The organism is uncultured Thiodictyon sp., from assembly GCA_903837595.1.
GTDB lineage: Bacteria > Pseudomonadota > Gammaproteobacteria > Chromatiales > Chromatiaceae > Thiodictyon.
Genome location: CAILVI010000381.1, coordinates 1 through 25,413, shown reverse-complemented (window position 1 = coordinate 25,413; position 25,413 = coordinate 1). Strand labels below are relative to the sequence as shown.

Annotated in this window: 21 protein-coding genes; 6 read left to right on the top strand and 15 right to left on the bottom strand. The window is 62.2% G+C overall.

What is annotated here, in order from left to right:
* The first annotated feature begins 349 nt into the window (after positions 1-349).
* Complete coding sequence (locus QZY44_RS22590) at positions 350-1,825, top strand: pyridoxal-dependent decarboxylase (RefSeq protein WP_295452866.1); 1,476 nt, start codon at positions 350-352, stop codon at positions 1,823-1,825.
* 379 nt (positions 1,826-2,204) lie between these two features.
* On the opposite strand, the gene QZY44_RS22585 is transcribed toward QZY44_RS22590, so the two are convergent.
* Positions 2,205-5,396, bottom strand: a complete 3,192-nt coding sequence (locus QZY44_RS22585; protein WP_295452861.1) for an Ig-like domain-containing protein — start codon at positions 5,394-5,396, stop codon at positions 2,205-2,207.
* A gap of 522 nt (positions 5,397-5,918) precedes the next feature.
* Positions 5,919-6,089, bottom strand: a complete 171-nt coding sequence (locus QZY44_RS22580) for a hypothetical protein (RefSeq protein WP_295452858.1) — start codon at positions 6,087-6,089, stop codon at positions 5,919-5,921.
* A gap of 459 nt (positions 6,090-6,548) precedes the next feature.
* Between QZY44_RS22580 and QZY44_RS22575 the strand changes: the two genes are divergently transcribed.
* A complete protein-coding gene (locus tag QZY44_RS22575) occupies positions 6,549-6,860 on the top strand; it encodes a hypothetical protein (protein WP_295452855.1) in 312 nt (103 codons plus the stop codon).
* Positions 6,861-7,342: 482 nt separating this feature from the next.
* On the opposite strand, the gene QZY44_RS22570 is transcribed toward QZY44_RS22575, so the two are convergent.
* From QZY44_RS22570 to QZY44_RS22545, 6 genes are all read right to left on the bottom strand, one after another.
* Positions 7,343-7,891 (bottom strand): ATP/GTP-binding protein, encoded by a 549-nt coding sequence (locus QZY44_RS22570; RefSeq protein ID WP_295452852.1) that lies wholly within the window; start codon positions 7,889-7,891, stop codon positions 7,343-7,345.
* Between the two features lie 12 nt (positions 7,892-7,903).
* Positions 7,904-9,031, bottom strand: coding sequence for a hypothetical protein (locus tag QZY44_RS22565; protein WP_295452847.1), 1,128 nt, complete (start codon positions 9,029-9,031; stop codon positions 7,904-7,906).
* Between the two features lie 74 nt (positions 9,032-9,105).
* On the bottom strand, positions 9,106-9,468 hold the full coding sequence (locus QZY44_RS22560) for a CZB domain-containing protein (protein WP_295452844.1): 363 nt from the start codon (positions 9,466-9,468) through the stop codon (positions 9,106-9,108).
* An 18-nt stretch (positions 9,469-9,486) separates the two neighbouring features.
* Positions 9,487-9,849, bottom strand: coding sequence for a roadblock/LC7 domain-containing protein (locus tag QZY44_RS22555; protein WP_295452839.1), 363 nt, complete (start codon positions 9,847-9,849; stop codon positions 9,487-9,489).
* A complete protein-coding gene (locus QZY44_RS22550) occupies positions 9,849-10,526 on the bottom strand; it encodes a hypothetical protein (RefSeq protein ID WP_295452836.1) in 678 nt (225 codons plus the stop codon). The genes QZY44_RS22555 and QZY44_RS22550 overlap by 1 nt, the downstream gene beginning before the upstream one ends.
* A 1,040-nt stretch (positions 10,527-11,566) precedes the next feature.
* Positions 11,567-12,592 (bottom strand): DNA-binding protein, encoded by a 1,026-nt coding sequence (locus QZY44_RS22545; RefSeq protein ID WP_295452833.1) that lies wholly within the window; start codon positions 12,590-12,592, stop codon positions 11,567-11,569.
* A 186-nt stretch (positions 12,593-12,778) separates the two neighbouring features.
* Between QZY44_RS22545 and QZY44_RS22540 the strand changes: the two genes are divergently transcribed.
* The 3 genes from QZY44_RS22540 (at position 12,779) to QZY44_RS22530 (ending at position 17,958) form a co-directional block, all read left to right on the top strand.
* Positions 12,779-13,939: a site-specific integrase gene (locus QZY44_RS22540; protein WP_295452827.1), complete on the top strand. Its 1,161-nt coding sequence runs from the start codon at positions 12,779-12,781 to the stop codon at positions 13,937-13,939.
* Between the two features lie 102 nt (positions 13,940-14,041).
* Entirely contained in the window at positions 14,042-16,996 is a 2,955-nt protein-coding gene (locus tag QZY44_RS22535) for a Tn3 family transposase (protein WP_295452823.1), read from the top strand.
* Between the two features lie 437 nt (positions 16,997-17,433).
* Positions 17,434-17,958, top strand: a complete 525-nt coding sequence (locus tag QZY44_RS22530) for a hypothetical protein (RefSeq protein ID WP_295452821.1) — start codon at positions 17,434-17,436, stop codon at positions 17,956-17,958.
* A 321-nt stretch (positions 17,959-18,279) separates the two neighbouring features.
* Here the strand turns inward: QZY44_RS22530 and QZY44_RS22525 are convergent, their stop codons facing one another.
* Positions 18,280-19,206, bottom strand: a complete 927-nt coding sequence (locus QZY44_RS22525) for an SEC-C metal-binding domain-containing protein (protein ID WP_295452816.1) — start codon at positions 19,204-19,206, stop codon at positions 18,280-18,282.
* A 517-nt stretch (positions 19,207-19,723) separates the two neighbouring features.
* Here QZY44_RS22525 and QZY44_RS22520 point away from each other — a divergent pair.
* Positions 19,724-20,038 carry an integration host factor subunit beta gene (locus QZY44_RS22520; protein WP_295384004.1) on the top strand — a complete coding sequence of 105 codons (315 nt, stop codon included), beginning with the start codon at positions 19,724-19,726 and terminating at the stop codon, positions 20,036-20,038.
* Positions 20,039-20,154: 116 nt separating this feature from the next.
* Here the strand turns inward: QZY44_RS22520 and QZY44_RS22515 are convergent, their stop codons facing one another.
* The 6 genes from QZY44_RS22515 to QZY44_RS22490 all read right to left on the bottom strand — a co-directional run bounded on the left by QZY44_RS22515 (position 20,155) and on the right by QZY44_RS22490 (position 25,034).
* Positions 20,155-20,307: a hypothetical protein gene (locus tag QZY44_RS22515; protein WP_295452811.1), complete on the bottom strand. Its 153-nt coding sequence runs from the start codon at positions 20,305-20,307 to the stop codon at positions 20,155-20,157.
* 462 nt (positions 20,308-20,769) lie between these two features.
* Positions 20,770-21,321, bottom strand: a complete 552-nt coding sequence (locus QZY44_RS22510; protein ID WP_295452808.1) for a hypothetical protein — start codon at positions 21,319-21,321, stop codon at positions 20,770-20,772.
* A gap of 130 nt (positions 21,322-21,451) precedes the next feature.
* A complete protein-coding gene (locus QZY44_RS22505) occupies positions 21,452-22,309 on the bottom strand; it encodes a Uma2 family endonuclease (protein ID WP_295452803.1) in 858 nt (285 codons plus the stop codon).
* Positions 22,233-22,952, bottom strand: a complete 720-nt coding sequence (locus QZY44_RS22500; protein WP_295384000.1) for a hypothetical protein — start codon at positions 22,950-22,952, stop codon at positions 22,233-22,235. Before QZY44_RS22500 ends, QZY44_RS22505 begins: the two co-directional genes overlap by 77 nt.
* 79 nt (positions 22,953-23,031) lie before the next feature.
* Positions 23,032-23,943, bottom strand: a complete 912-nt coding sequence (locus QZY44_RS22495) for an antitoxin (protein ID WP_295383999.1) — start codon at positions 23,941-23,943, stop codon at positions 23,032-23,034.
* Positions 23,943-25,034, bottom strand: coding sequence for a hypothetical protein (locus QZY44_RS22490; protein WP_295383998.1), 1,092 nt, complete (start codon positions 25,032-25,034; stop codon positions 23,943-23,945). Before QZY44_RS22490 ends, QZY44_RS22495 begins: the two co-directional genes overlap by 1 nt.
* Positions 25,035-25,413: the final 379 nt, after the last annotated feature.

Here is a 25,413-nt window from a genome sequence, read left to right as displayed (position 1 = left end):
GAGGTCATTCGCCAGATGCAGGTGCGCCACGCCAAACGACAGGCGGCCATCGACTACGCCTTTGAAAAGCAACGCCGTGAGCAAACGGGCTGAAGGCTATGAATGTGACAAAGTAGAAGTAAGCAGGTTGAGGTATTCGCCCGATAACCGTTCTGGCGCTATCCTGTCTGAGCCCAGGTTTGCCGCGCATCCGCCTGTCGGCGCCGCGTGAGCGAGCGGAGCGCTGGCCAAGGGGCCGACCGGTCCGCGGCGGTTCAGCGCACTCTTCGTTTACCCGCGTGCCCGCCGACATCGTCCGACGGTCTCTTACCCCTATGATATAGATGACATCCCAATCAGGAGCAGCAACATGAGCGAACAGAGTGATTCGCCGCCGGAAGAAACCCTCGACCCGGCAGACTGGGCGGCAACGCGCGCGTTGGGTCATCGCATCGTGGACGACGCGCTGGCGTACGTGGAGACGCTCCGCGAGCGTCCAGTCTGGCAGCATGCCCCACAGGAGATCAAAGCGCACTTTGCTGGACCGCCCCCGCTGGACCCCACGCCAGCCGAGCAGGTGTATCGGGAGTACGTCGATTACATCCTCCCGCATCAGCTCGGCTGTAACCACCCCCGTTTCTGGGGGTGGGTCGCCGGATCCGGAACCGTCATGGCGATCTTCGCCGAGCTGCTGGCTGCCGCGAGCGATGCCGTGAGCGGCTCCTTCTCTTATTGCAGCAACAATTATGTCGAACTGCAGGTGCTTGACTGGTGCAAGGACCTGCTCGGCTACCCGGCGTCGGCAAGCGGTCTCCTGACCAGCGGCGGTTCGGCGTCCAACCTGATCGGCTTGGCGGTCGCGCGGCATGCGAAGGCCGGCTTCGACGTGCGCAGCCAGGGTATGCAAAGCGCCCCGCGACCGCTGACCCTCTACTGCTCGGAGGAAGCGCACTCCTCGATCCAGAAAGCGGTCGAACTGCTCGGTTTCGGGAGCGAGTCGTTACGCCGTGTGCCGACGAATGCGGCGCTGCAGATCGATGTCGGCGCCCTCCAAGCGCAGATCGCGACCGACCGCGCTCAGGGGCAGCTGCCGATCTGCGTCATCGGCGTTGCCGGGACGACCAACACCGGCGCCATTGATGACCTACCGGCACTTGCAGACCTCTGCGCCCAAGAGGGATTGTGGCTGCACGTCGATGGCGCGTTCGGGGCGTGGGCGGCCATCGCGCCCCAATCAAAGCACCTCGTCGCGGGGTTGGAACGCGCCGATTCCCTGGCGTTCGATCTGCATAAATGGATGTATCTCCCGTATCCGATCGGCTGTATCCTCGTAGCGAACGCCGAGGCGCACCGACAGGCGTTCTCGCTAAGTCCGACCTATCTCGCCCACGGCGAAGGACAGCACGGCCTGACCGGCGTCGATGTACCCTGGCTCTCCGATTACGGGCTCGAGCTCTCTCGCGGCTTCGCGGCGCTCAAGGCATGGATGACCATCAAGGAGCACGGGAGCGCAAAGTACGGGCGATTGATCCAGCAAAATATCGATCAAGCGCATTACCTGGCGCACCTCGTCGAGAACGCTGCCGAACTGGAGTTGGCCTTACCGGTCTCGCTCAACGTCGTCTGCTTTCGCTACACCCGCCCCGGCTGCGACGCCGTCACCCTCGACCGGCTGAATAAGCAGATCGAGATCGAACTCCAAGAACGGGGAATTGCCGCCCCCTCGGTGGTTAGCATCCGTGGTAATAAGTATCTGCATGTGGCGATTACGAATCATCGCAGCCGCCGCGAGGATTTCGACATCTTGGTGCAGGGGGTGATTCGAATCGGCAAGGCGCTGGACTGACGAACGACCCGAGCAAGCCGTTGCTGTGCGGCGTCAGGGTCGGGTTATTCCCTGTGACCACGACGTGTCATGAACCAGGCCGCATAGTCCGCTGCCCCTCCCATAGCGGATACTCCTTTGCGATGAGCGTCGCAGTGCAATGGGTCTCCGGCAGCCTGTCGGCTGGCATGCGGCGGATGAGGGTGTTGACGGACTTGAAGTGGTCAATATCGAGAATCAGCGCAGACAGGAGACTCGGTGGGACGCGCCTTATCCTCCCGATGACAAAGCATTGATGTGGAACCGTTGGTATGGCGGGCGCGCCGTGACGATCCGCCCGCTGCAAAGAAGAAGGAGCCCCGCCGCGGGCGCGGGGCCAATTTGCCGGGGATGTTCCGGGCTATTTGCCGAAGCTTGTGTTCAGGCTGTGGCAGGTGTCGCAAGCGACCATCTGGCCGGCAGCCACCGTCCGGTTGCTGTTCTCAACCAGCCAGGTGCGAGTCACCGGGGCGCGCGAGAGCACGGTACCCAGGTGATCGGCGCCGTGGCAGGCGCCGCAGGAGCCGCCGCCAGGCTTGGCGTTCTCGGTCTGGGCCAGGCTCTTGTGGGCCGAGGACCAGAAGCGGCTGTCGTTCACCAGGTGCATCCCGTGCGGACCATCCAGGGTGTTGGCGGCCAGGGCGGTGGTGGTATGGCAGGTGGTGCACTCGCTGATGGTGCCGGTATGGCCTTGGAGTTGCTTCGCCGTCAGGTTGTCGTTGGCCCCGGCGATGCCGTTGGGCCACTCCGCGTGGGTCGCCCCATGACAGCCCTCGCACATCACCCCACCATGACCCGTGCTCATCCGATACAGCCGGGGATTGCCCGCGGCCGGGTTGGTGAAGCCATTGAAGGCCACGGGGACTACCGGCTCGGCAAAGCGCTTGTTGACGGGCACGATGGGCGTGGCCTTGGCGTCGCCGGTCTTGAAGGCCTGCCGCAGGCGCAGACCGTCTTTGTTGCCTGCGCTATCCTTGGTGTTGACCAAGACCCCAGCGGTCACGGTCAGGTTGGCAGCGGCATCGCCGGTGTGGCAGGAACCGCAGCCGGGCTCATTGGCCCACGGCACGCGCGGAGTGGCCGGGTTGGTATAGAAGTCCTTGGCCAGGATGAAGGCGCCCGGGTTGGTCGTGGAGACATTGCGGGAGAAGTCATTGCCGATCTGGGTCATGCTGCCATGGCAGTCCGAGCACAGCATGCCGCCGTTGAACATGGCCCCGCGCAGGCACTTGGTGTTCTTGCCGGGGTGACACTGATAGCAACTGTTCTCCAACGCCGTGAGGCGCGTGGCCTGGTTGGTGATGACCCCGTTGGCGTCCTGGACCGGGGCCGGCATGACCTCAAACAGGTTGCCGGGCAGGGACCCGTGGTGTCCGTGCATCACGTTTGAATTGGTCTTATGAGCGACCTGGTTGCGCCCGTTCGCGGGGGTCCCCGGGGCACCGGACTGGGGTCCGACCTGGGCCAGGTCCAGCGCCGGGGTGTAGTGACAGACCTGGCACACCACGGGTTTTTTCTGGACCAGGGCCTTGTTGATCAGACAGCTCGGGCTGCCATTGGGCGCCGCGGCGGTGATGGTACAGGTATCGGCACCTCCGGTCGGGCTCACATAGGCCGCCCCGTGCTTCAGGTCATGCAGACGCAGCACATTGATGTCGGTCGCATATTCAATGCTGACCCGGGCCGGCAAGGTGGTATCCGGGTCGTCCCGCTGGGTGGCCACCGGCAGCCCGGCATTGAGCAGGGTATCGGTGGGGGTGCTGCTGCGGCTGCCCTGCACGTCCGTGGGATCGGCGTGACAGTTGGAGCAACTCGTCTCCCCTGAGATCGGCAGCACGGTGTCGGTGGTGGTCAGGACGGTGCCGGCGGCGTTCTTGGCCTGGACCCGCACCAGCGGGAAGGGGTTCTCGCGCCCGAAGTCGTCGAAGGCGGACACCGGGATGCCCGCACCCTCATGCCAGTTGACGCCCTGGGCTACATAGCCGAAGGGGAAGTTCACGAAGAAGGGCTTGTTCTGGTAATGCTCTTCGACCGCCTGCGGGGTGTTGGCCACATAGGGTGCATCCACCCCCGGCATGGCATGCTGAACGGCCGACAGGAAACCATCATGGCTGCCCGGCTGCCCGGCTGGGCTGTCGACGATGCCATCGGGTCCGATATAGAGGTTCTCCACGTTGGCGACCGGCAGACCGCGGTCGGCCGTCGTCGGGAAGCCGCCGGTGGCCAGCGGGGTGAGCCCCAGGCCGCCGGGGTAGAAGGCGTCATAGGCGCCGTTCTTGATCCCCTCCCAGAAGTTGGTCTTATAGCTGCTGCCATCGGACTTGAGTCCGGCCAGCGTGGTCTGGGTCAAGATCGGGTCCGTCGGGTTAGCGACTGCGGAATAGGCCAGGGTCACCCCGGCCGGGTTGAGCACCGGCTTGCTGGCGGTGCCTTTCTGGATGACCTGCCCGAGCATCACCTGGAAGGGCGGGAGGATGCTGGCGATGCGCGTGTCCAGATCGCCGCAGTGCATCCCCAGATCGTTGATCGCCAGGATGTGATAGTTGGCATCGATCACCTGGGCCTGGCTCGGTACCACGGTGCTGTTGGGGCCGCTGGAGTCGGTGCTCGTGGAGTTGATGGAGACGTTGGATACCGCGCCCATGACCACCAGGCTCAGCAGGTTGGAGCTGCCGACATTACCGGCGGCATCATATGCCTTGGCCGTCCAGACATGGGTGCCGGCGTCCGCGCTGGTGACTGACCAGGCGTAGCTGTAGGGCGCGGCGGTATCGGTCGCTTTCAGCGTGCTCCCGTCGTAGAACTCCACCCGGGTCACGCCGAGGTTATCGCTGGCGTTGACCGTGAGGGTGACCGTTTGCGGAGGTGTCAAAGGACTCGCGGCCGTGGTGCTGATCGACGCCGTCGGGGCCACCGTGTCCGCGGTGCCGATGGTTGCGTTCGCAGTCGGTGAGTAGCCACCCAGGTTGCCGGCAGCGTCAACAGCGCGAACCCGGTACCTGTAGGTGTCGGCGGCGAGGCCGGTGTCGCTGTAGGTGGTCGTCACCGGTGTGGCGATCTGTGCGAAATTGGTACAGGAGGCACCGGCGCACCGTTCCACCCGGTAACCGGTCACGGCCACATTGTCGGTGGCGGCGGCCCAGGTCAGGTTGATCTGCCCGGTGCCGATGGCCACGGCGGAGAGGGTGGTAGGGCTGCTCGGGGCCTGCGTGTCTGCCGCCGTCCCCACGGTGAGGGTCGTGGTGCACTTGGCGACCGTGTCGCCGTCATTAAGCCGCAGGCTGGTGCTGAAGGTGCCTGCCTTGGCATAGCTCACCGCCCGGCTGGCGCTGGTGGACGAGCTTGGATTGCCGCCCTGAAAGGTCCAGTTGCGACTGGGGGTATTCCTGAACCCGGTGGCATGGTAACTCCAAGTGACACTCTGACCGGGCTTGATAGTCGGGGTCGTGGGCGAGAGGGTGCAGGTTGCGGCCTGGCCCGCGCCGGACCACATGACCGCAAGCCCAAGCACCATGGCCGTGGGTCTTGGAACGATGACGCGTTGAAACTTCATTGGATATCACTCTTGCTCTGACTGCATTGAAGCATCTGATGACCGGCAGCTCCTATCGGTATGGGGCGCGTCAGGCAACCTATACCCCGATATTGGATGAGCCCCGAGTGGAGATCCGCTCGGTCCGGTCTCCCCGCCCTGGATGTGCAATCCGGAGATCTAGTTCTTCATTCCACCCTAATTTCGGGTGGCGCTTTAGCTTGATGCGTGCAAGTGTGCGTTGGCGACGGTTAATTGCCAGCCCAATACGGTTTGCGGGGCGTTTCGGCGTTCTGCCCAGGAGTGAGGATCGTCGCGCAGAAGGTCGATGTCGGAGACCCGTCTGGCGAGGCATTGTTGGGTGAAAACACTGAGCCAAGGGCAATCTGGGAAGCTGAACGTCCCAAGGCCTTCTCCACTGAACGCACGCAAAAAGACCCAAGACCGGTGGGAGGGAGCCAGTGTCCTGGGTAGGAGGACACGCAAGAAAAGGGGGCTGATGTCCACTGGAGCCGAAAACAGATATCGGGCGAGCGTTATTAATCAGACGCCGCGATAACGTTGCAACGGGTTGTCGTTCATGGCGCGGGCGAGCACTTGGGCGACTACCAAGTCTTGCACGACACTGTGGCGAGAGTCGGGCATAGAGGGCCGCGAGGGCCGGGCCTTCGAGGCGGTATGCGCGTCACGGCAGTGGACGGGGTAGGTGTACATGGTCTGGTGATCCTGACGCTGTGTTGGCGTTACCAGGTCACGCGTGATTGCGACCTTGGACAACAGCGTAAGGCAGGACGGTTAGATCGGACCTGAACGGGACTGTCAGCAAACAGTCAGCCGTGGATGTGGCGGTTCCGGCAAGCGCCTAGTGGCAAAGTATGACAAGCAACGAAACTACGCTAAGACGTAACTAACCGATTTATAAAGCAGATGGGCGCATCTCGGTGCTGCGATGCGTGTGTGCTGTGTCGTGTCGTTGGCCCAACCATCATTATGTAAAGTAGGGAAAGAGCTGAAGTAGGGATTCTCCTGTCTTGCCGATAATCCATAGTCGATATACTGGTTGCGGCACTGCGTCTTTTGTGCGGCAATATTACGGTATGATGCAATTTTAAACATTGCTTTAAAGACCTGCCAGCGATCCAGGCCGACCAACCCAAGCCGAGCAAGTCCCGCATGAAACTCTGTTCCAAATGCCATAACTCCCCTGTGCCCTTCCTCATGGTGTTCGTGATTGCGACGATCGGCGCCTTCCTGACCTGGTTGACGTTGGGGCTCTCGATCCCGGAGGTCGGCCCTCGGGCGGGGGCGAGCGCCCTGACCTTCGTGGTGGTCGGCGGGGCTTTACTCATGTACATTCTCAATTGTCTCAAGCGCCATTGCCGCCATGAGGACAGTGATGCAACGGGCACGGACCACCATACCCCCGCTGCGCTGCGCGATAGCCAGGTCTCATCAAGGCCCGAAAATGTTGAACGCCCATCATAGGAACGAGCACTTTCCAAGCTGGATGCTCGGCTGGCCAATTATTATTCGATCAGGGTAATCGCTTGTCCGGAAAGCGCGAAAAAACCCTTAGCCACATCTTATTCACAGATGCGATCACAGCGATTGTGGAGAAGCCTCCGGGCCGCGGAACCTGATCTGGAGCTACCCGCCGCAACCCGACCTCGAAGCCGGGGAAGTTTACCCGGCCCTGCCCTGTCCACTCAGTCGTGCTGCCCCTACATCGCTCACCGAAATCCGAGGTGCGGCTGGCAAGTCGGCAAAGCGACCCCCTCAGACCAACATGGCCTATCCCACCTAGACCATCCACTACCCGCCGGCCCGTAACGGCCATTAGTTGCGCGCCACCCCCATCCCGCCGCCTGCGAAGGTGGCCCTTCGGGCCTAGTCCCGCGCCCAAGAAATGGTCAACTCCAGCGCCCCGGCGGCCGTCGGCAAGGGTAGCCACAGAAGCGGGCCGAAGGTCAGATTGCAAGGTCTCCCCCCACCCCGGGATCGAGCGACAATAGCAGCGCCTGGACGAGCAGCGCCACGTCCCGGCGCTCGCGAGCATCGACCTCGAAGACCGGGGCCTTAATCCCCGCCTCAGCGAGGGTGCGATGGTAGTCCTCCAAGCGGGGCTCGGCACTTTGGTCCATGTAGGTCACCCCCACCGCGAGCCGCGCCTGGTCGATGAAGGGGCGAAAGGCATCGAGGTAGCAGCGCAGATCGGCGAGCGGTTGCGGCCGATGGTTGGCCACCAGCAGCACCAGACCCAAGGCACCCTCGCTCAGGATTTGCCACATGAAGTTGAAGCGCTCCTGGCCCGGAGTGCCGTAGAGATGGATCTGTTCACCGCCGTCGAGACGCAGCAGACCGTAATCCATGGCGACGGTGGTCGCCGCCTTGATCTCGCGGATGCTGTCGCTCGCCCTGGCCTCGGTGCTGATTGGCGGCGTGTCGCTCACCGCCGCGATGGCGGCGGTCTTACCTGCCCCGACGGGACCGGAAAAAACGATCTTGTGGTGGGCCATGGCGACTACTCCTTAGAAGAAGACTTGCAATCGTCTCGCGATGCGACCTAGGAGCCCGCGTCGCTCGCTGGCCACAGGATCGAGAGGGTGGGTGCGCTCGGACGCAGCCGAAGTCCGCGCGGTGCCCCCCTTGCATTGCGCAAGACCCAGCGCGGCGGCAGCGCTGTAGAAGGCGAACACAGATCGCTGCGGAAGCTTCAGGGCCTCGGCAGTATGGATGAGGCTCTGGGGCTCGTGCGTCCAGAGTGCGGCAATGCTCATGGCGCCCGGTGCCAACGCCAGCCGGGTGAAGTTGGGCCAACGGTGCAACTGCACCGGTACGTCCACCGGCGTGTCCAGCGGCAGCCGGCCCCGGGAGGCCCAGAGGGCGAGCTTCCAGATCAATGAGTCCAGTGCGACTATGCCCGATTGGCCCGGCTGCAAGGTCGGCCCTTTGATGTACTCCAATCGGGCCTGGTGCAGTACCGCGGGTTGGAGGCCGTAAGGGCGCAGATGTTGATCCGCGTCGGCGATCCGGGCAAGCCCCCGGGCCGGATCCAGCACGATCTCAGGCCAGGGCCCCTGGATGCGGACCCCCTGTCCGCGCACCTGCGCCGAATCCCGGGCCGCAATCACTAGGCTTTGCAGGAAGCGGCCGGGATCATAATAGGCATTGGCCAACTGGCCCGGATCGTTCAGATCAATATCCGGGGCAGTGCCAATCAAGGCGTTCGCCTGCCCCTTGTCCAAGAGCCGCGCGGCGCGACTGCGGGCCTGAGGGTCCCCCGCCACGGCCGGACGCCCCCAATCGTCGATGCGTCTGGAGACCGCAATCTTGGCCGGGGCCGCTCGGGCGAGATCGGCGGCCTGGCGGACCCGCTCGCGCAGCGTGACGAGGCGCACGACCAGGTCATCCAGACGGATGGGCTTTGCCACGACCAGATCCGCCCCGACCACTGTCTCACTCAAGGACGCGAGCGACAACAGTATCAAAGGCCGCTGCGGGTCGCGGCTGCGCAGCTCGCGCAAGATGGTGCGGGCCTGGTAACCATCCATATCCACAATGCACGCCTGAGCTTGCGGCTCCTCGGCCAGTACGCACGCAGCGCGGCAGGGTCCGTGGAACGCCATCTCCAGGGCCTTGATCTGACGAGCGTCCATGCCCAACACCGCCACCCGCAAGGGCGGTCCAGCGATCGTTGGATCATGCCCGGACATCGCTGCGGCCCGCCCGATCATTTGGCTGCCGCCGACAGCCGGTCGAGCTCGAGTAGCCGATCGACCAACAGGGCGGAGAGCGTATGCATGGCGGTGACTTCCGTCTCCGCCGCGCCGGCATTCCCGGCCAGCGAAAGCTCCAACGCCTTGGCGCTGGCCTCGTGGAATTGCCGGTGGGGTTCGGCCAGCGAGTCGAACACGGCCTTGGCCGCCGGGCCGACCTCGCTTGCCTCGGCCGGTCCGGCGCTGTCCATCCATTTGCCCAGCTTACAGTCGTGATGACCGCTGCCACGGAAATCACCCGTGCCGTTCAAGGTAGCCTTGATCCGGTTCAGGTACTGAATATGGTCGTTGAGTCGCAGCAGAAAAAAGGCACCCATGACGGCTTCCCCCAATTATCAAATGATCTTGGCAACGTTTTCCGCTGCGCGCTTCACATCGAGGAAGATCAATCCCAGCTTCGCGTTGGCCTTGGCAATCACCGCCAGCACCGCGTCACTCCCGGCATTGGTCAGCAGGACATAGCCGCTCGCACCCTTGATGAGCACCTGCTCCAGGTGTCCGCGCGCCAACTCGTCGGCGGTGCGGCTGCCCAGGGCCAGCATCGCCGCCGTCATAGCGCCGATGCGGTCCTCCTCCAAGCCCGCGGGCAGGAGTGACGCCATCATCAGCCCGTCGCTGGAAACGATCGCAGAGGCCTCGATGTCGGCGGATGAACCGTTGAGCTCGTTCAGAATCGACTTGAGCATATCGTCACGCATTATTCTTCACTCTGTTTGGTCTTACGGAACGACGGGGCCGGGTCCGGTGTCCCATCCACCATTAGGGACAGTCTCCAGACCAGGCGTAGGAAATCGGGATGGTTGAAGCGCGGTCGTCCGCCCAGGATCAGCGCGAACCATTCGGTGCCCAGGAACAAGGGCCAGACGCCGATCTGGCTGTGACCAGCCGCATCGATCATGCCCCAGGCACCGGGCCCAGCCCGCTCCAGTCCGCCCAGCAGTCGGCGGCAGCGGAAGGCTAGCGCCACGGCATCGGCGCTGACCGCGGCGAGGCCTTGGACCTGGGCCTCGTCGAATCCCGCATAGCCGATCTGCAGACCGTGATGGTCCGCCAGCAGTGCCTGACGCAGGCTGCTCAAAGATGGCAGCAGCTGCGGTAAGAGTGGCTCGAGCGAATCCGACGGGCATTGCTCGGGCGCCTCCAGGCCCCACAGCCAACCGAGGGTCTCCATCCGCGCGATCAGTTCGACCGCTGGCTCGGGCGGCGCTTCCCCCAGCCAGTCGGTCCACGGCACATCCCCGACGCGCGGGGTGCTGCGCTCCTTGAGCAACTTCAGCAGGAGCCGCCGCATCGGTGTCGGCTCCTGGGCGGCGGCGGCATGGTAGGCACCGGCGGGCGTGACACCGAGATACAGGTCCTGGTCGAAGCGATGCACTGAGCACTCAATCGGTCAGGGTCAGGGGTCGGCCGCGGGGACGCGCCGCCAACACCATGTGGGTATCGTCCGGAGTGGTCCGGTCGTCGACATCTCCTCGGTCGAGCCAGGCGGCAAGCGGGCGCGCCTGTGGGTCGGAGAGCCAAGGACGTGCAAGGTTGAAGAGACGTTGCCGCAATGCGCCCCCTCGGTCACCCAACGCGATAAACAGATCGGCGAGGCTCCCGAATAGGGGAGCCGGGTCCTGCTGACTTAGGCACAAGAGAACACGTCTCGTGTGAGAGGTTAGGTCTGCCGGGGTCCGCGCCACACTGTATGTCAGATGCTCGATCATGGGTGCTCTGGGATACCAGTCTGGGGCCAGCAGCTCATGGTTGGCGCCCTGCCAGAAAATCGGCTCCATCCCGGGTTGCCCGAGGTCTTCCTCCAAAGGCACTAAGATATTGTCTCGCACCAGCTTGCGGCTCATTGTTTGTTGCGAAATTGTAAACTATTGTAAATATTGAGGCCCATTATCATTGATAATTTCTCCTAATGTAACCACTTTCTTTATGATGTTACTTATGCTTTTTGTAACTTCTCATAAACTCAGGGCACGGCCGAAGACCGCGGCACTGGCCTGTGCCGATCCGCCGCGCTTGCAGCAGGCCGGCGCGACCCTATTCGATCAGGCAAAATTGGAAGCCCTCAAGACTTGAAGACATTTGCGCTGCGGTGTTTTTCGGGGGGCCCGCGGGGCGAGGTCGGAACCAAACGGGCCTGACGCGCAGGCGATTTCCTCGTTTCGTGTTTGAATTCGGGTGGCCGCGGCACCCAATTGAGAAGGATTCTCAACAATCCCTTCCCGCAGACAGCCACGCCCGCAGGCGACGTGCGGGCGGCCTGGCCGAAGAGCGGTAGCGGCCAAGGTTATCCGGTAGCGGGGATAGGCTGTCGATGGCTTCCTAAACCCGCCTATAGCTGGTGAATGACGCGGGTAATCGCCAACGAGGGTGGTGAACGGGTACAGCCGACATACGTGTAAAAATAGGACTTAGCGATCAAGAGCGCTCCATCTGATCCGCTTTGGCCGCTGTCTTGATCGCCACCGGCCGTTTCAGTGCCGCCTCAAGCCGTGTTTCGGCGCCGACCGCACGCCGTTCCAGCGCGTCGATCTGGGCCGCCTGCGCATCGCGCGTGCCGGTCAACCGGGCCAACTGCTGGATCAGCGATTCGCGCTCGGCCCGCCACTGGTCCGCCGCCTGGGAGAGTCTGGCCAAGTCGCTTTGCGCACGGTCATACTGCTGGGATTGATCCGCCAGCCGCGTGCGCAGTTGCTGCACCTCGGCGGTGCGTTCGTCGGTGGTCTGCTGGGCCTTGGCCAGCCGCGCTTCGGCGCGCGCGGTGGCCTCGCGGGCGTCGGTCACTTGCCGCAGCACATGCTGCTGCACGCCTTCCAGGCGCGTGGTGGCCTTATCAAGTTCGTCACGGAACGCCTGTTCTTGGGCCGTCATGGCGGCCTGAAGCGCCGCGACCCGTTGCTGCTGCTCGGTCTTGGTCTCCGCCAGGCGGTGTTCGGCCTCGCGCCGCACGGATTCCAACTGGTCTTCCAATGCCTGGGCGCGCGCCTGCGCGGTGTCGGCCGCGGTCCGCACCATGGCGGCATCGGCGCGCAAGGCGTCAATGTTCGCCTGGCGGGCTTCCAGCTGGGTGCGCAATGTGGCAGCGTCCTCGTGCGCCGCTGCCAGGCGGGTTTCAAGATCCTGAACGCATTCCAGTGCCTGGGTCAGCTCACCTTCGACTTCTTCCTGGCGCTGTGTGAACGCATTCTCCCCCTGCTCCACGGCCACCGCCCAGACCGCCAGCATGGCGTTGGCCACCACCGGCGGCAGTGCGGCGTTGAGGGCATCGACTTTCGCCTGCTCATCTTTCCAGAGCTTTAACTCGTCGTTGATGGTGGTGCGGCTGCCCTGCTTGATCTCGGCATAGATCAGGTCGACGGTGAGCGCGTGGGGGCGCCGTCCGGCCGCCACCAGGTGCGTCGCGGCTTCTCGGGTACGCACGCGGGTGTCGCTTATGCGGCTCATCAGGATCTCCGGAGTGAAACGCGGTCGAGCCGCCGCAAGCGGGACTCGTTACGATTAGTATATGATCGTATAACATGATATGCATAATGATATCTTGCAGAAATTTACGATAACACCCATCATCGAAAATATTTGTGGTGTATCCTGCCTAATCGCGCCGCCACCGCTGCCGAGACCCCTTGCCTCATGACCGACCTGGGCCCGTTGCTCGAACGTCCGCCGACTGATGTCGTCGCGCTGTCGCTGGATGGCCATCAGGGCACGAACCGCGCCCGCGACGGGGTCCGTCAGACCGCGGCGGATAACGACCTGGACGCGCTGCGGCTGTGGCTGAGCGAATACACCGACTCACCGCATACCCTGCGCAGTTATCGCAAGGAAGTCGTGCGGCTGTGGCTGTGGTCGACCCGGGTCCGGGGGATCCCGCTGTCGAGTCTCAACCGCGAGGATCTGCTCGCCTATGAGGCGTTTCTGGCGAATCCGGCGACGGATTGGACCGCTCCCGCCCGCCCCCGGCGCGGCCGGGAGCGGCGTTTGTTCGCCGGTCCGCTCGCGCCCAACAGCGTGCGACAGACCCTGGGTATCCTCTCGGGCCTGTTCGATTACCTGGTCGCCGCCGGCTATCTGGCCGGGAATCCGCTCGCGCTACGGCGACCGCGCCGCGGCGCCACCGCGGCGCGGCGTGCAGGCGTGGAGCGTTACCTCGATCAGGCCCTGTGGCACGGGGTACTCGCGTTCATCGAGACCCTGCCCCAGACCACCCGGCGCGAGCAGCAACACTACGAGCGGGTACGCTGGCTCTTTCGCTTGCTGTATGGCGCCGCCCTGCGGGTCTCCGAGGCCGCCCAGGCGACGATGGGCGATCTGATGCAGCGGCGCGGCAAGTGGTGGCTCCACGTCGTGGGCAAAGGGGGCGTACCCGGCGACGTACCCATCAGTGAAGCGCTGATGGCGGAGCTGGCACGTTACCGACAGTTTCATGGTCGACCGGCCTTGCCGAGCGCCCAGGAGTCCTGCCCGCTGGTCCTGTCCGTGACCGGAAACAGCGCGCGGTCGCTGACGCCGACGGCCCTCTATGGGGTGGTCAAAGACGTGTTTCGACAGGCCGCGCACGCCCTGGAGGCGAGCGACCCGCTGGGGGCCGCCACGCTGCGTCGCGCCTCCCCCCATTGGCTGCGCCATACCGCGGCAACCCACCAGGCCGATGCCGGCACGGACCTGCGTTACATTCAAAAGAACCTGCGCCATGCCTCGCTGGAAACAACGGCGATTTACCTGCATGCCGAGGATGATCGACGGCATGCGCAAACCACCGGCGAGGCGGAGGTGGCCGCTGACCACCGGTGAGTTCCGGGGCGGTCGCGGGCTGGGTGAGGTCACGCCTGCCCGGCGCGGCCGCAACGCGCGGCCGATCCAGCGCCAGGCCGCCGCGCGGCACTGACCCGTCGTATGGCCTCCATCGAACGCACGGCGTATCCTCGCTTTAAACGCCACCCCACGGCGCGCGAGCTCGCTACGATCTATACGCCCACCGCGGACGAATTGCAGTTTGCTCAGGAGGTGGCACGCAAAGCGCAGCCCCGGCTCGGGCTGCTGCTCTTGCTAAAGTCATTCCAACGACTGGGCTACTTCCCCGTGGTGGCAGACATCCCAGCCGCCATTGTACAGCATGTGCGCATGGTCAGTGGCGTGGGCGCTGACGTGTGCCCAGTCTATGGTGAGGGGCGCACCCTCTATCGCCATCATCGGGCGATCCGCGAACGCCTCGGCGTCTCGGGATGGGGAGCCGCCGGGCGGCACGCCGCCATCCAGGCAATCACGCAGGCGGCCGAGGTCATGGACAATCCGGCCGACTTGATCAATGTCGCGATCGAAGATCTGGTCCGTCAGTGCATCGAACTGCCCGCGTTCAGTACCCTCGACCGCCTGGCTCGACGCCTGCGCACGCTGGTCAATCGCCGCTTGTTCGCCGCGGTGACGAATCGACTCTCCGCGACCGAGTGCGCCACCCTCGACGCCTTATTGGAAATCGGCGATAACCCGCAGCGGAAAAGTGCATTCTTTGCCCTCAAACAGTTACCCAAGCGCTCCTCTTTGACCCATCTGCAAGCGTTGCTCGATCAGCTCGCGACGCTGTCCGCAACACTCGACGCGGATCACTATCTCGCGGCGATCCCGAGTTCGAAGATCAAGCATTTCGCCGCCGAAGCCAAAGCCCTGGATGCGGCAGAGCTGAAGGCGTTCACCCCAGCGAAACGTTACGTCCTGATCTTGAGCCTGCTGCTGCGCGCCCGCCTGCGGATTCGTGACGACTTGGCCGATATGTTCATCAAGCGGATGAATCGTATTCACCAGCGCGGCAAAGATGAGTTGGAGCGCTTGCGCCTCCAATTCCGCGAAAAGACCGAGCAGTTGGTCGCGACCTTGGCCGATGTGATTGCGGTGCTGGAGAATCAACCGCTCGACGCGGAGGCTGGCCGCCTGATTCGTTCGTTGTTGCTCGCGCGGGGCGGGCCACAAGCCCTGCAAGATGATTGTACGGCGATCAACGCGTTGCGCGGCGATAACTATTTCCCGCTACTCTGGCGGTTCTACCGTAGTCATCGCCCGACGCTATTTCGCCTGCTACAGGCGCTGACGCTGACCTCGACCAGCGAGGACCAGTCATTGATGCAGGCGCTGGCGATCCTGCGGCAGTACGAAAATCGCAAGGGCGCCTGGATTGAGGAGGCGGTCGATTGGTCATTCACGAATGCCCGCTGGCAACGGACAGTGCGCGTAAAAACCGACGACGGCGAGCGCCTCCACCGTCGACACTTTGAAGTCTGCGTGTTTTCGGCGCTGGCGGCCGACCTGAAGTCCGGCGACGTGGCGATTACGGGCTCGGAAGCCTATGCCGATTACCGCGACCAACTGCTGCCGTGGAGTGAGTGTGCGCCCCTCGTGGCCGACTACTGCCAGCAACTGGGCTTCCCCGACGAAGCCCCGGCGTTTGTCCAACACCTGCGCGACTGGCTCACCCGCCTGGCGGCCGAGGTGGACGCGGGCGTTCCCGACAACCGCGCGCTGGCATTGGACGGCGCGGGGTTACCGGTGCTCAAACGCAGCCCGGCGCACGAACCCAGCGCCGCCGCCCGCGCACTCGAAGCGGCCCTCTTGCAGCGACTCCCCGAGCGCAATATCATTGATGTGCTCTGTAATGTCGCGCATTGGACCGGCTGGAACCGACATTTCGGCCCCCTGTCAGGCGCCGATCCCAAGATCGACAACCCGGGCGCGCGCTATATTCTCACCACCTTCACCTATGGCTGCAATCTGGGACCCGCGCAAGCGTCGCGCCATCTGCGCGGGGCGGCCACGGCCCATATGTTGTCCTTCATCAACCGGCGGCATGTCGACGCCACCAAGTTGAACGCGGCACTGCGCGACATCATCAATGCCTACCAGGCCTTCGACTTACCCAAACTATGGGGTGAGGGCACCACGGCCGCGGCCGATGGGACCAAGTACGATATGTACGACCAGAACTTATTTGCGGAGTACCATATCCGCTACGGGGGCTATGGCGGCATCGCCTATCACCATGTCGCCGACAGCTATGTGGCCCTGTTCAGTCACTTCATTCCGTGCGGGGTCTGGGAGACCGTCTACATCCTCGAAGGGCTACTCAAGAACACCTCGGACATCCAACCGGATACCGTTCATGCCGATACCCAGGGCCAGTCGACCCCCGTCTTCGCGCTGGCGTACCTGTTGGGCATCAAGCTGATGCCGCGCATCCGCAATTGGCATGATCTCGCGTTCTTCCGCCCGCACAAGGATTGCGTGTACCAGCACCTTGATGCCTTGTTTACCGATGTCATCGCGTGGGGCTTCATCGAGCCCCACGTGAAGGATCTGCTGCAGGTGGTGTTATCCATCAAGGCCGGCAAAATTTCATCCGTGACGCTCTTGCGCAAGCTGGGTCACGACAGCCGCAAGAATCGCCTCTATAAGGCGTTTCGCGAGTTAGGCCGCGTCGTGCGAACGGCGTTCCTGCTGACCTATCTTTCAGACTTGGAACTGCGCGATCGGATCACGGCGACGACCAATAAGGTGGAGGCTTACAACGGGTTCGCCAAATGGCTGTTCTTTGATGGCGAAGGCGTGATCGCCGACAACGACCCAGAGGAGCAGGAAAAACTGATCAAGTACAATGATTTGGTGGCGAATGCGGTGATCTTTCACAATGTGGTGGATCAGACCCGCATTCTGCGGCAGCTCAAGCACGAGGGGTTTGCGATCAATCGGGCCGATGTGGCGACATTGAGTCCCTATCCCACCGGTCATATCAAGCGCTTCGGCGACTACATCGTCGATGCGGATGCCGTCCCCGAGCCGATCGATCCGTCGTTGCCGATCTGACCAATAGGTGGCAGATGCCGGGCACGTCATCGCCGTGCTAATCCATAACTTTCTTGCGTACTTGGGTTGCCGTTGCTCCTCTTGTAGCGACGCCCAATCGGACGCCACCAGCCGCTGCCATCGCGGCCTAAGTCACCCTGCCTCCGGCGCGCTCCATGCGGCCGGCGCCCGCCTTCCGATTTTTCTTCGCCCCCCCAGAAAATCGCCGTTCCGCGCGATGCAGGTCGGTAACGGATCCTGATCGGCGCGAACCGGATATCCCACCGGAGACATCTCCGGTCCTCCTTGGGTACCGGACTGCCACGCCGGCCAGCGCGAAAGTCGGCGCCTGACGACCAACGGAGATGCCGGCCAAGGCAAACCCGAGCTAAGTCCTATTTTTGCACGTATGTCGGCTGTACCCGTACTTCATCCTGGCCATGGGTCCTGAGCAGCAGGTGTGCGCGTTTCGCGCCGAGGTCGGTGCGCACGACCTGCACGGCTTGCGCGACCACAGCCGTCGGATTGCCCGCTCCACGACGACGCCGGCACAGTATCGCGACACCTTGGCGCAGTTTCGCACGCGGCCGAACCCGCCCGGTCGGCTGCTCAACTGGGTCTGTCGGGACCAGGCCGCCGCGTTGGACCTGACGACCGATCGGCTGGAGCTGACCTCGGCGTCGGCGCAGCACTCCAGGCCGCCCGCCGACTCGGGACCACGCGCGCTCGCCGCCGCCTTGGATGCCCACGTCACGGCACTAACGCAGGGCGGTCTCACTGATATCGAGCTGTTCGTCGCGATGGCCGACCACCTGCCGCTGTTCAAACAGCTTATGGACCGGGCCGACCCGGACGAACTGTCCGCCCTGTGCGCCGCCTATCCTGGGCTGTATCGTTTCGCCAAGGTGTTGGAGCAGATCGCCGCCGGTATCGCCGCGGGCGACATCAAGGTGCCTGGCGGAGCACCACCAACAGCGGTATGAACCTGTTTTGTCAGATCGGCTACGGTCCGGGGATCTAGGCCCGGACTCGCACAGAAGACCGCTTAGGAGACGACGAGTTTGCCGTGATTCTGTCCACGGTCGCCGATGCGCGCGGCGGATCTGGCCATGTACGACATCAAGCGCCGCGGAAATAACGGCTGTGCGATGGCCGATAGCTGTAGCGACCTGAAAACATAAGGGCCTGACAATCTTCGGAAAGATTATGTGAATATTTCAATAGCCGTTACAATTATCTTATACCACGCACAAGCGGGCTAATTTGCGTCTATAGCGTGATGGCCGATAATCGAAATTATGCACTTAGGCCCGCCATGACTTCATTGGAGCGTTTAAACAGCATTTCTTATACTTCTTACCACTCCCGCAAGGACAACGATCATTGCGACCGACGGTTTGACGCGTGGGGATCGCCGCCGCATGGCGGGGATGGCGGGCTTGGTATCCTCGATAAAGCGATTTCAGCCGATCATGATGGCGTTGAAATAACTTCGCATAGGCATCGGCAGTCAACGTTTCGGCGACGCGGTTCAAAAATTGCGGGTCTTCGTCACCGACGTTTTCGATCCGCCACGTTTTCGTCTGGTAGTTGAGAAAGAGCGCCGGCATCGGCGCTTCCAATGGGCGGTCGGCCGCGTCGTGCGGAGCGCTGAGATCCAGCAAACCCACCGCGACATCGGTACAAGTACAGTCGGATTTAACGCAATAGAGGTCATCAAGCTGGAAGCGCCGATCTTCAATATCCAGTATCTGGAAATCGGCGTAAGGCAGGATGCCATGAAATCTCACCATGGAGGAGTGTTGCTCAATGTCATCCGCAGGAAACGGCGCATCGATCTCTTCATCGGGAGTCTCGTCCGTAATTTGGCGTTTGCGGGAATAAAAAATTGCGGCCAATATCCGCCAATCCTGTCCAGACAAGGCACGAACAAAGGTGTCGCCGATGTGTTGCTCTGAACCGGATCGCTTTTTAATCCCGGCATCCAGTTTCTGCTTGAGTACGTCAACACGCATTTCCAACAAGGGGATGTCCGTTCCCGTGTATTTTGACACGGACCCTGGCTCGTCTGGCAACAGGCCCACAGACACCACGCTACATCGACACGCGGGATCGTCGCAGATGCCAAATCCGAGACGATATTGTTTGCCCGCCAGTTCGCCAGCCTCGGATTCAGAAGGGAAGGTGAACGCGTATTGACTCCCGCTGGGTGTCTTGATTTCTGTCAGCATGGATGGTGACCTTGGTGGCATGGCGCGAAGGGGCTTGCAAGTGACGTCGAGGCGAGGACACCGCGGTGCGCCAGGATAAACGGCCTGAACGGCTTCGGTCGCCGCTACTGTGCGCGCGAAGGCGCCCTGACAGGTTACTGACGGGGGCAACCTGTCGAGCACGCCTTGGGCGTTTAATGGTATCGTCGTAGTTGACCTGGATGGCCCAATAAGAGCGAAGAGGTCACCAGGCGCCACATAAGCAAACCCACTAATAATGGGTCTAGGGCACAACGGGACAGGAAATCGATGTAAGGTCGTAACCCAACGATTCTCAGCGTTCTCTGACTTTTGCCTCGCCCTCGCTGGGGTAGACCTCGGCGGAATGTTCCGATGTGACGGGTTTAGCACCGCGTTAGGGCCTTGGGGTCTGCACACCGCGGCCATCGCAGGTACAATACCACGCGATGCGCGGGAAGCGAACCACTTAGCAATCAAGCAACCGCAAGCGCTTACCGGCCAACGAGGAAACCGATCCATGACGAAAAGCGAGTTGACCGACGTGCTGGCCGCTGGGCAGGCGGGGCTCGACTACAAGGACGTAGACGATACGGTACATAAGATCGTCGAGCGTATGAGCGCCGCGCTCGGCGCCGGCGAACGGATCGAGATCCGCGGCTTCGGCAGCTTTTCGCTGCACTACCGCCCGCCGCGGATCGGGCGCAACCCCAAGACCGGCGACCCCGTGGCCCTGGCCGGAAAGCATGTCCCGCACTTCAAGCCGGGCAAGAATCTGCGTGAGCGGGCAAACGGGGCGTTACCGGGAGCCGCAGCGGCGCTCGCGCGTGGGTAGCTTGCCGCCCAACCGAGGCCAACGTGCGCGCGGTGCCTAGGGGAATAACTCGCGCCGGAGCCTGCATCCGGCAGACCCCGGCTTGTCGCCGCGCTTGACCAAAAAGATGGAGGCGATCATGTCCGGACGGAGCAGTTCCCCGACCAGGCAGGGTCGAGCAGCGTGTTCTTACCCGCACCGTTGGCGCCGACGATGACCTGAAAATCGGTCAGGTCTATGGCTAGGCATTCAAAGCAGCGGTAGCCGGTCGCTTCGAGACGCGTGATCATTTGCCAGGCTCCGGGTGCGTGGTGCGGAATTCGGCGTAGGCCTTGGTGATCGCGGGCAGGTCATCATCGAGAATGCGGGTCTTGCGGCGCGTGGTGCGCATGCGAAGACTACCGCCGGATCGCCCACAGCCTCGCCAAAAAAGGAAGGTGCCGCCGGGACAGCATACTCCATCAGTGACTCGGCGTGAATCGGTTTTGTTCTGGTTCGATTGGGTCGGTTGCGGGGAGTTCGCATCATCGACGGTGGCCGCCGACGCCAGCACTTGGCCGTTGCGCTGGGAGTTAGCGCGTAGTTGGAGGCTTGGCCTACAGGGCATCCGTAAGGAAGAACTGGTCCTGCGCATGCCCAGAATAAAAACGTTGCACCTCGCCTTGCAGCAACCGGCACCTACCTAAAATGGCTGTTGCTGGCCCCGCGACGTTTCGGGGCAGGCGGGAGATTAGAGCAAACAGCAGAGGGTGTTACTCCGGTAAGCTAAACACCGGCCGCGCACAGACAGGTCCAGCTTGCAATTCTGCTTGGGTGGTACTTTTGTCCTTATCGAGGTGAATTGGATAAACGGGAGTGCCCAGTCCAAATTCAACTACATAATCGCCAGACAGCAGCCGCGTTATCAGCTTACCTAACGCTTTTTGAACAAAAAAGCCGTCAGCATCACCTAACCAAATTTCAGTTTCTGGCAAAGAAGCCACAATTTCAAGGTTCACATATTGTGTTGTCCCCTGCATACTGGAACACCTCTGATCCTGTTGTAGCAGATTATCGTCGGAATGATCACCATCAAGTTCTTCCAACAAACTGCTTAGTGAGTATTCGGCGCTGCCGCTGGTCTCTCCATCATTGAGCGCCTGCCGCAAGGCCAGTATACGCGCTGAAGGACAATCTTGGCTGCCGTTCCGCCCGGACCCACTCAAAATGGCGGCGCGCGAAAATTCCTCTTCCAGCGCATCATAGGCGGATTGGTATGCCGGATCATGCCGCCACTGGTAATGAAGATCAGAAAGTTTCGTCACGGTGTGGACTCTCTCGTCATGATGTTGTGCCTGTAAAACGCCTACGAGCCGTCAACATTCGCTAAACATTCTTGCTCTTGATGATCGCTCCCGGCTGACTCACTGAAAAATTGTACTCGGCGCGCACGATTCACTCGTCGGCCGTTGGCATCCAAACATCGGCCAGGTCGATAGGCGTTGCCTCGAAGGGCGCGACGGCCACCACGTCAGACCCGCCGAAGCGCCCGATATCCCGCCAGACGCCGGCATCAAGGGCGTAGGTTTCCAGCGTCCGCGCCCAGGGATCGACCAACCACAGGTAGGCCACCCCGAACCGTGCGTAGATCGGCATCTTTATCTCGCGGTCCTTGCTGCGGGTGACGGGGGACAAGATTTCACAGACCCAATCCGGCACTATCGTAAAACGCTGGTCTTCTTGGACGAACCGTATTCTCTCCCAGCGCCAAGCCGCCAGATCTGGAACAAGAACCTCAGTGTCAAGAATTAGGTGTAACTCGGGCCAGTGCAAGACGCACCAGTCACGGCGCTCGTCGGGTGACCGATTCAACAAGGCGGAAACCGTTCCCAGGACCAAGGCCGCGGGGCGCGGCTCGGTGTGAACCTGGCCGTCGATGAGTTCGGCGGTCATCCACTCGGGTAGGGCCTCAAGTTGCTGGTAAAGCGGTGGCCGGGCGTGCGTCTGGACGCCAGGGCGACACCACTCTTGGGCCTCAGCTTCACGCACCGGATCAGCGGCCATCGCTTGGTATCCGTCATCGAGTGATACCTCCCGCCGCCCGTCGCGCAACTGGTCGCGCTCATCCAAGAGGTGCAATGCCTCGCAAATCACATCGCTTGCTGATTGGTAAGCACCAGCATCGACCCGAGCCTTCACCAGAGCATCAATATGGGGGGGCAGTAAAACGTGCATTCTAGTCTCGCTCGCTCTCTTTCCCATAATGGTCGTATCCCATCCGTTGCTCGTCTCGCCAGTGTCTAATTCTTTCATCAAGGCGCTGCTGGTCGCAAAACCCAACCTCGCCACAATCGCTTGCTTCCCAGTCGTCAAAGGTGTGCTGTTGCAGTCGCTGAGCAACACTCTCGACGGACATGTGTGGGTCAATGATTTCCGGGAAATCCCAACCACTGAACCAATCCGAGTTTCTGCAATTGTCTGGCAGGTTTGTTAATATCCACCATCCGCGATAGGTCTCCGGGGAGTAGCTTTTGCAATCTTTCTGGTATTCTGCCTCATCGGCCTCACCCCAGGTATTGTTCGTCTGTTGCAATGTTCGATAATCATCACGGTCGGCGAACCAGTACGCATGTTCTTCTGGATTATCGCCGGCCCAATCGTACCACTCACACTTAATGCCCACTTGATCCCAGCGAAACACCGCCTTCACAACAGCCTCCTTGCTCGGGCCGAACACCCACTCATACTCATTCAAGTAATGCTGTGACTCCCCCCAAAGGGTGCCCTCTGCGGCATATTTAAAAGCCTCCCGATGCTCTTTCCAGAATGAGTCAAGATCATCGAGTGTTCGTAGAACAACGAACATCGCGCCCCCTTCCAAAAGCTCGCGCTCGGGCAAGGCGATCTCGATTGGTAGCAATGGCGCCTTTGGTTTCTTTGCGCGAGGTTTTTTCATCTGAATCGTTTTCCTAGCAGAACACCATTTATGTTAAGTGAGGGGCGTTTATGGTCGCGTCGACCTGCCGGAAACGTCATCAAGTACTCCCGGCAATGTGCACGCGCCCCAGCAGTTGCTCGATCAGGTCGCTCACCTCGCGCTGTCGCAGTACCCTTGCTTCGCGTTGTTCGGCGTCATCACCTTCGCCGAGCTCGAACTTAGCGACAGACACGGGACCATCCTTGCGATAACCCTCGGCCTTCTCGTCGCTCGCGAATCGGTTGTGAAGGATCACGAGCGCGGCGTCGACAACTTCTCGGTGCTTGCCTTCGAGTTCCTTACGGAATGCTTTGGCGGCGACATCTGTGCCTTCGGGCGCGTGCTCAATGCAGTAGATGAGGTCATGCGCGTCCTTGCGCTCGTAACGCTGATCGAAGGCGAACGCTTTCAAACATGTGAAGCTGACGAGGTTGGCGTGCCTGATCCACTCGGTCACGATGCCGTTGCCGCCCAGCAGCTCGGCCTGGATCTTCGTGGCTTGGTTTAGGTCGAAGACGATGGACGAGTGGGGGATGTTCAGCGCCGAGATCCTGCCTTCGGTCGGCAGGGCCTGCACTCTGCCACCGGCGATGTCCGGCGCGTCGGCCAGCAGTTCGAGCACCATGATCGCCCCGTGTTCGGTCTTTGTTTGCCAGCGCCAGGAAAGCGTCTGCTGCCTGTCGTTGATGGCGCGCTCGAAGCCCAACTTCTTGAAATTCTGTTCGAGCGTCTGATACGCCTGCGTGTCGGCGAGGATCTGCAGGTCGATCACGATGTCCACGTCCATCGTGCCCGCGTGCGGCGGCACGGCCGGCGGACGTGCCGCCACCAGGTAGCGTGGGGTGAGCCCACCGATCAAGCAGACCGAGTCCTTCCATGGGCCCAACCCGCGCAGCAAAGTGACCAGCACGCGCTCGCAGTCGAGCGTGTACTGATCGCTGTAGCCATCCAGGGTTGCGGGTTTCGCCATCAGCAGCCGATCCTTTCATTGCGCAGGTGTTCCGCCATTTCCTTGGCTCGTCCTTCTCCTTTTAGCAGGTCGAGATAAACGTGGATGGGGCTTGCTAGCCAGGCATTTCCGACGCGCTCCCGGAAGAGCAGATCGCCCGGCGACTTAACGTCGATGATGGCGAAGTTCGCCCCTTCGTTGACGACACGCGCGCCGAGGTCCGCCAACGCATCAGTGGCCTCCGGCGTTACGAGCACCCGACATCGCACCTGTCCGAAACTGGATAGGAATGGGGCATAACGCTGTGCCGCAGCTTCGTTGCTGATGGCATAGCTCGCGCCATGGGCTTCAAAGGCCTGCGCCGCACGATCTACCAGCGCTTCGGCTTTTGTGCCAGGCACGAAGTATCGTCGCAGGATCGCCGGTCGGCTTCCCGCGACCTGGGCAGCCCAGGCGTCGAGCAGGGCTCGTGGGTCGCGCAGGTGCCGTTCCTTGTTCGGCCCCTGTCCGCGGATGGCGATCCAGTCGAACTTCTCCAGCTCGCGCAGGATCTCGGAGGCGGTGGCCGGCGACACCTGGGACCGCTCGGCCAGTTCCTTGACGCCGAACCATTGTTCGCGCTGCATCAGCAGGGTGTGGATGGCCGAGGCGCGGCGTCCAGTGAACAGTGAGCGCATCACCGTGGCCTGAGCCTTGGGTGGAGGCTTGTCGATGTAGACGTAGGCTCCCGGTGCGGGCAGGTACAGGCTACCGCCGCTGTCGAAGTAGCCCACCTGCTCAGTGCGGAGGAGATCCTTGGCCCCAGGCGAGAGTGACTCGGCGGCCAGCACGGGTACGCTGTCGAGGTCTGGCCGCGCGCTGCGGTTAGCCTGGGACTTGATCCGCCAGAGCGCCTGCTGGACATCACGCGGATAGACCGTTTTCCTCGTCTCGACAAGCAGGGTCAGAGACTTGCCGGCGATGCTGAGGTCAATCTCGGCATCGTAGCCGCGGTCGTTCGCAGCACCTGCTGGCTCGCACGGGGCCACGTTGGCATGAACACCCGGTAGCGTCTGAAGCACTACCAGTAGCTGTTGGACGAGCTGCCGCTCGTTGGCGTGGAACATAAGCATGACGAAGAGATCGTCACTGAACAGTGAATATTAAAATATTACCGAAGATTCGGCATTATTTCAATATTCGCTGAACAGCGGATCTTCGTGCTCCTGTTTTCCGTGCAGTCTCACGGTTGCATCGTCGCTGGGGGGCTGCTCGGGATAAGTGCAATTCCTTATCACAAGCAGGTGGGTCGGCCGTAACTCCCTGCCCAGAAAGTCGGAACGTCAAAGGCAAGAGCGTGGCGGGACGATCTCCGCCAGACCCACCCCGCGCTGTGACGCACCCAGCGCCGCGCCCAGTGGACGGGCGGCGGGGCGGACCCAGGCGGACCGCGGCCGAGGCCCTGCCGGCGCCCGTGCCGGGGCGAGCGCGCCCGCCGGGCCGTCGCCGGGT

Coding starts and splice junctions, on each gene's coding strand:
- QZY44_RS22590 (WP_295452866.1), top strand. CDS start 350: ATGAGCGAACAGAGTGATTCGCCGCCGGAAGAAACCCTCGACCCGGCA.
- QZY44_RS22585 (WP_295452861.1), bottom strand. CDS start 5,396: ATGAAGTTTCAACGCGTCATCGTTCCAAGACCCACGGCCATGGTGCTT.
- QZY44_RS22580 (WP_295452858.1), bottom strand. CDS start 6,089: ATGTACACCTACCCCGTCCACTGCCGTGACGCGCATACCGCCTCGAAG.
- QZY44_RS22575 (WP_295452855.1), top strand. CDS start 6,549: ATGAAACTCTGTTCCAAATGCCATAACTCCCCTGTGCCCTTCCTCATG.
- QZY44_RS22570 (WP_295452852.1), bottom strand. CDS start 7,891: ATGGCCCACCACAAGATCGTTTTTTCCGGTCCCGTCGGGGCAGGTAAG.
- QZY44_RS22565 (WP_295452847.1), bottom strand. CDS start 9,031: ATGGACGCTCGTCAGATCAAGGCCCTGGAGATGGCGTTCCACGGACCC.
- QZY44_RS22560 (WP_295452844.1), bottom strand. CDS start 9,468: ATGGGTGCCTTTTTTCTGCTGCGACTCAACGACCATATTCAGTACCTG.
- QZY44_RS22555 (WP_295452839.1), bottom strand. CDS start 9,849: ATGCGTGACGATATGCTCAAGTCGATTCTGAACGAGCTCAACGGTTCA.
- QZY44_RS22545 (WP_295452833.1), bottom strand. CDS start 12,592: ATGAGCCGCATAAGCGACACCCGCGTGCGTACCCGAGAAGCCGCGACG.
- QZY44_RS22540 (WP_295452827.1), top strand. CDS start 12,779: ATGACCGACCTGGGCCCGTTGCTCGAACGTCCGCCGACTGATGTCGTC.
- QZY44_RS22535 (WP_295452823.1), top strand. CDS start 14,042: ATGGCCTCCATCGAACGCACGGCGTATCCTCGCTTTAAACGCCACCCC.
- QZY44_RS22525 (WP_295452816.1), bottom strand. CDS start 19,206: ATGCTGACAGAAATCAAGACACCCAGCGGGAGTCAATACGCGTTCACC.
- QZY44_RS22520 (WP_295384004.1), top strand. CDS start 19,724: ATGACGAAAAGCGAGTTGACCGACGTGCTGGCCGCTGGGCAGGCGGGG.
- QZY44_RS22515 (WP_295452811.1), bottom strand. CDS start 20,307: ATGATCACGCGTCTCGAAGCGACCGGCTACCGCTGCTTTGAATGCCTA.
- QZY44_RS22505 (WP_295452803.1), bottom strand. CDS start 22,309: ATGAAAGAATTAGACACTGGCGAGACGAGCAACGGATGGGATACGACC.
- QZY44_RS22500 (WP_295384000.1), bottom strand. CDS start 22,952: ATGAAAAAACCTCGCGCAAAGAAACCAAAGGCGCCATTGCTACCAATC.
- QZY44_RS22495 (WP_295383999.1), bottom strand. CDS start 23,943: ATGGCGAAACCCGCAACCCTGGATGGCTACAGCGATCAGTACACGCTC.
- QZY44_RS22490 (WP_295383998.1), bottom strand. CDS start 25,034: ATGCTTATGTTCCACGCCAACGAGCGGCAGCTCGTCCAACAGCTACTG.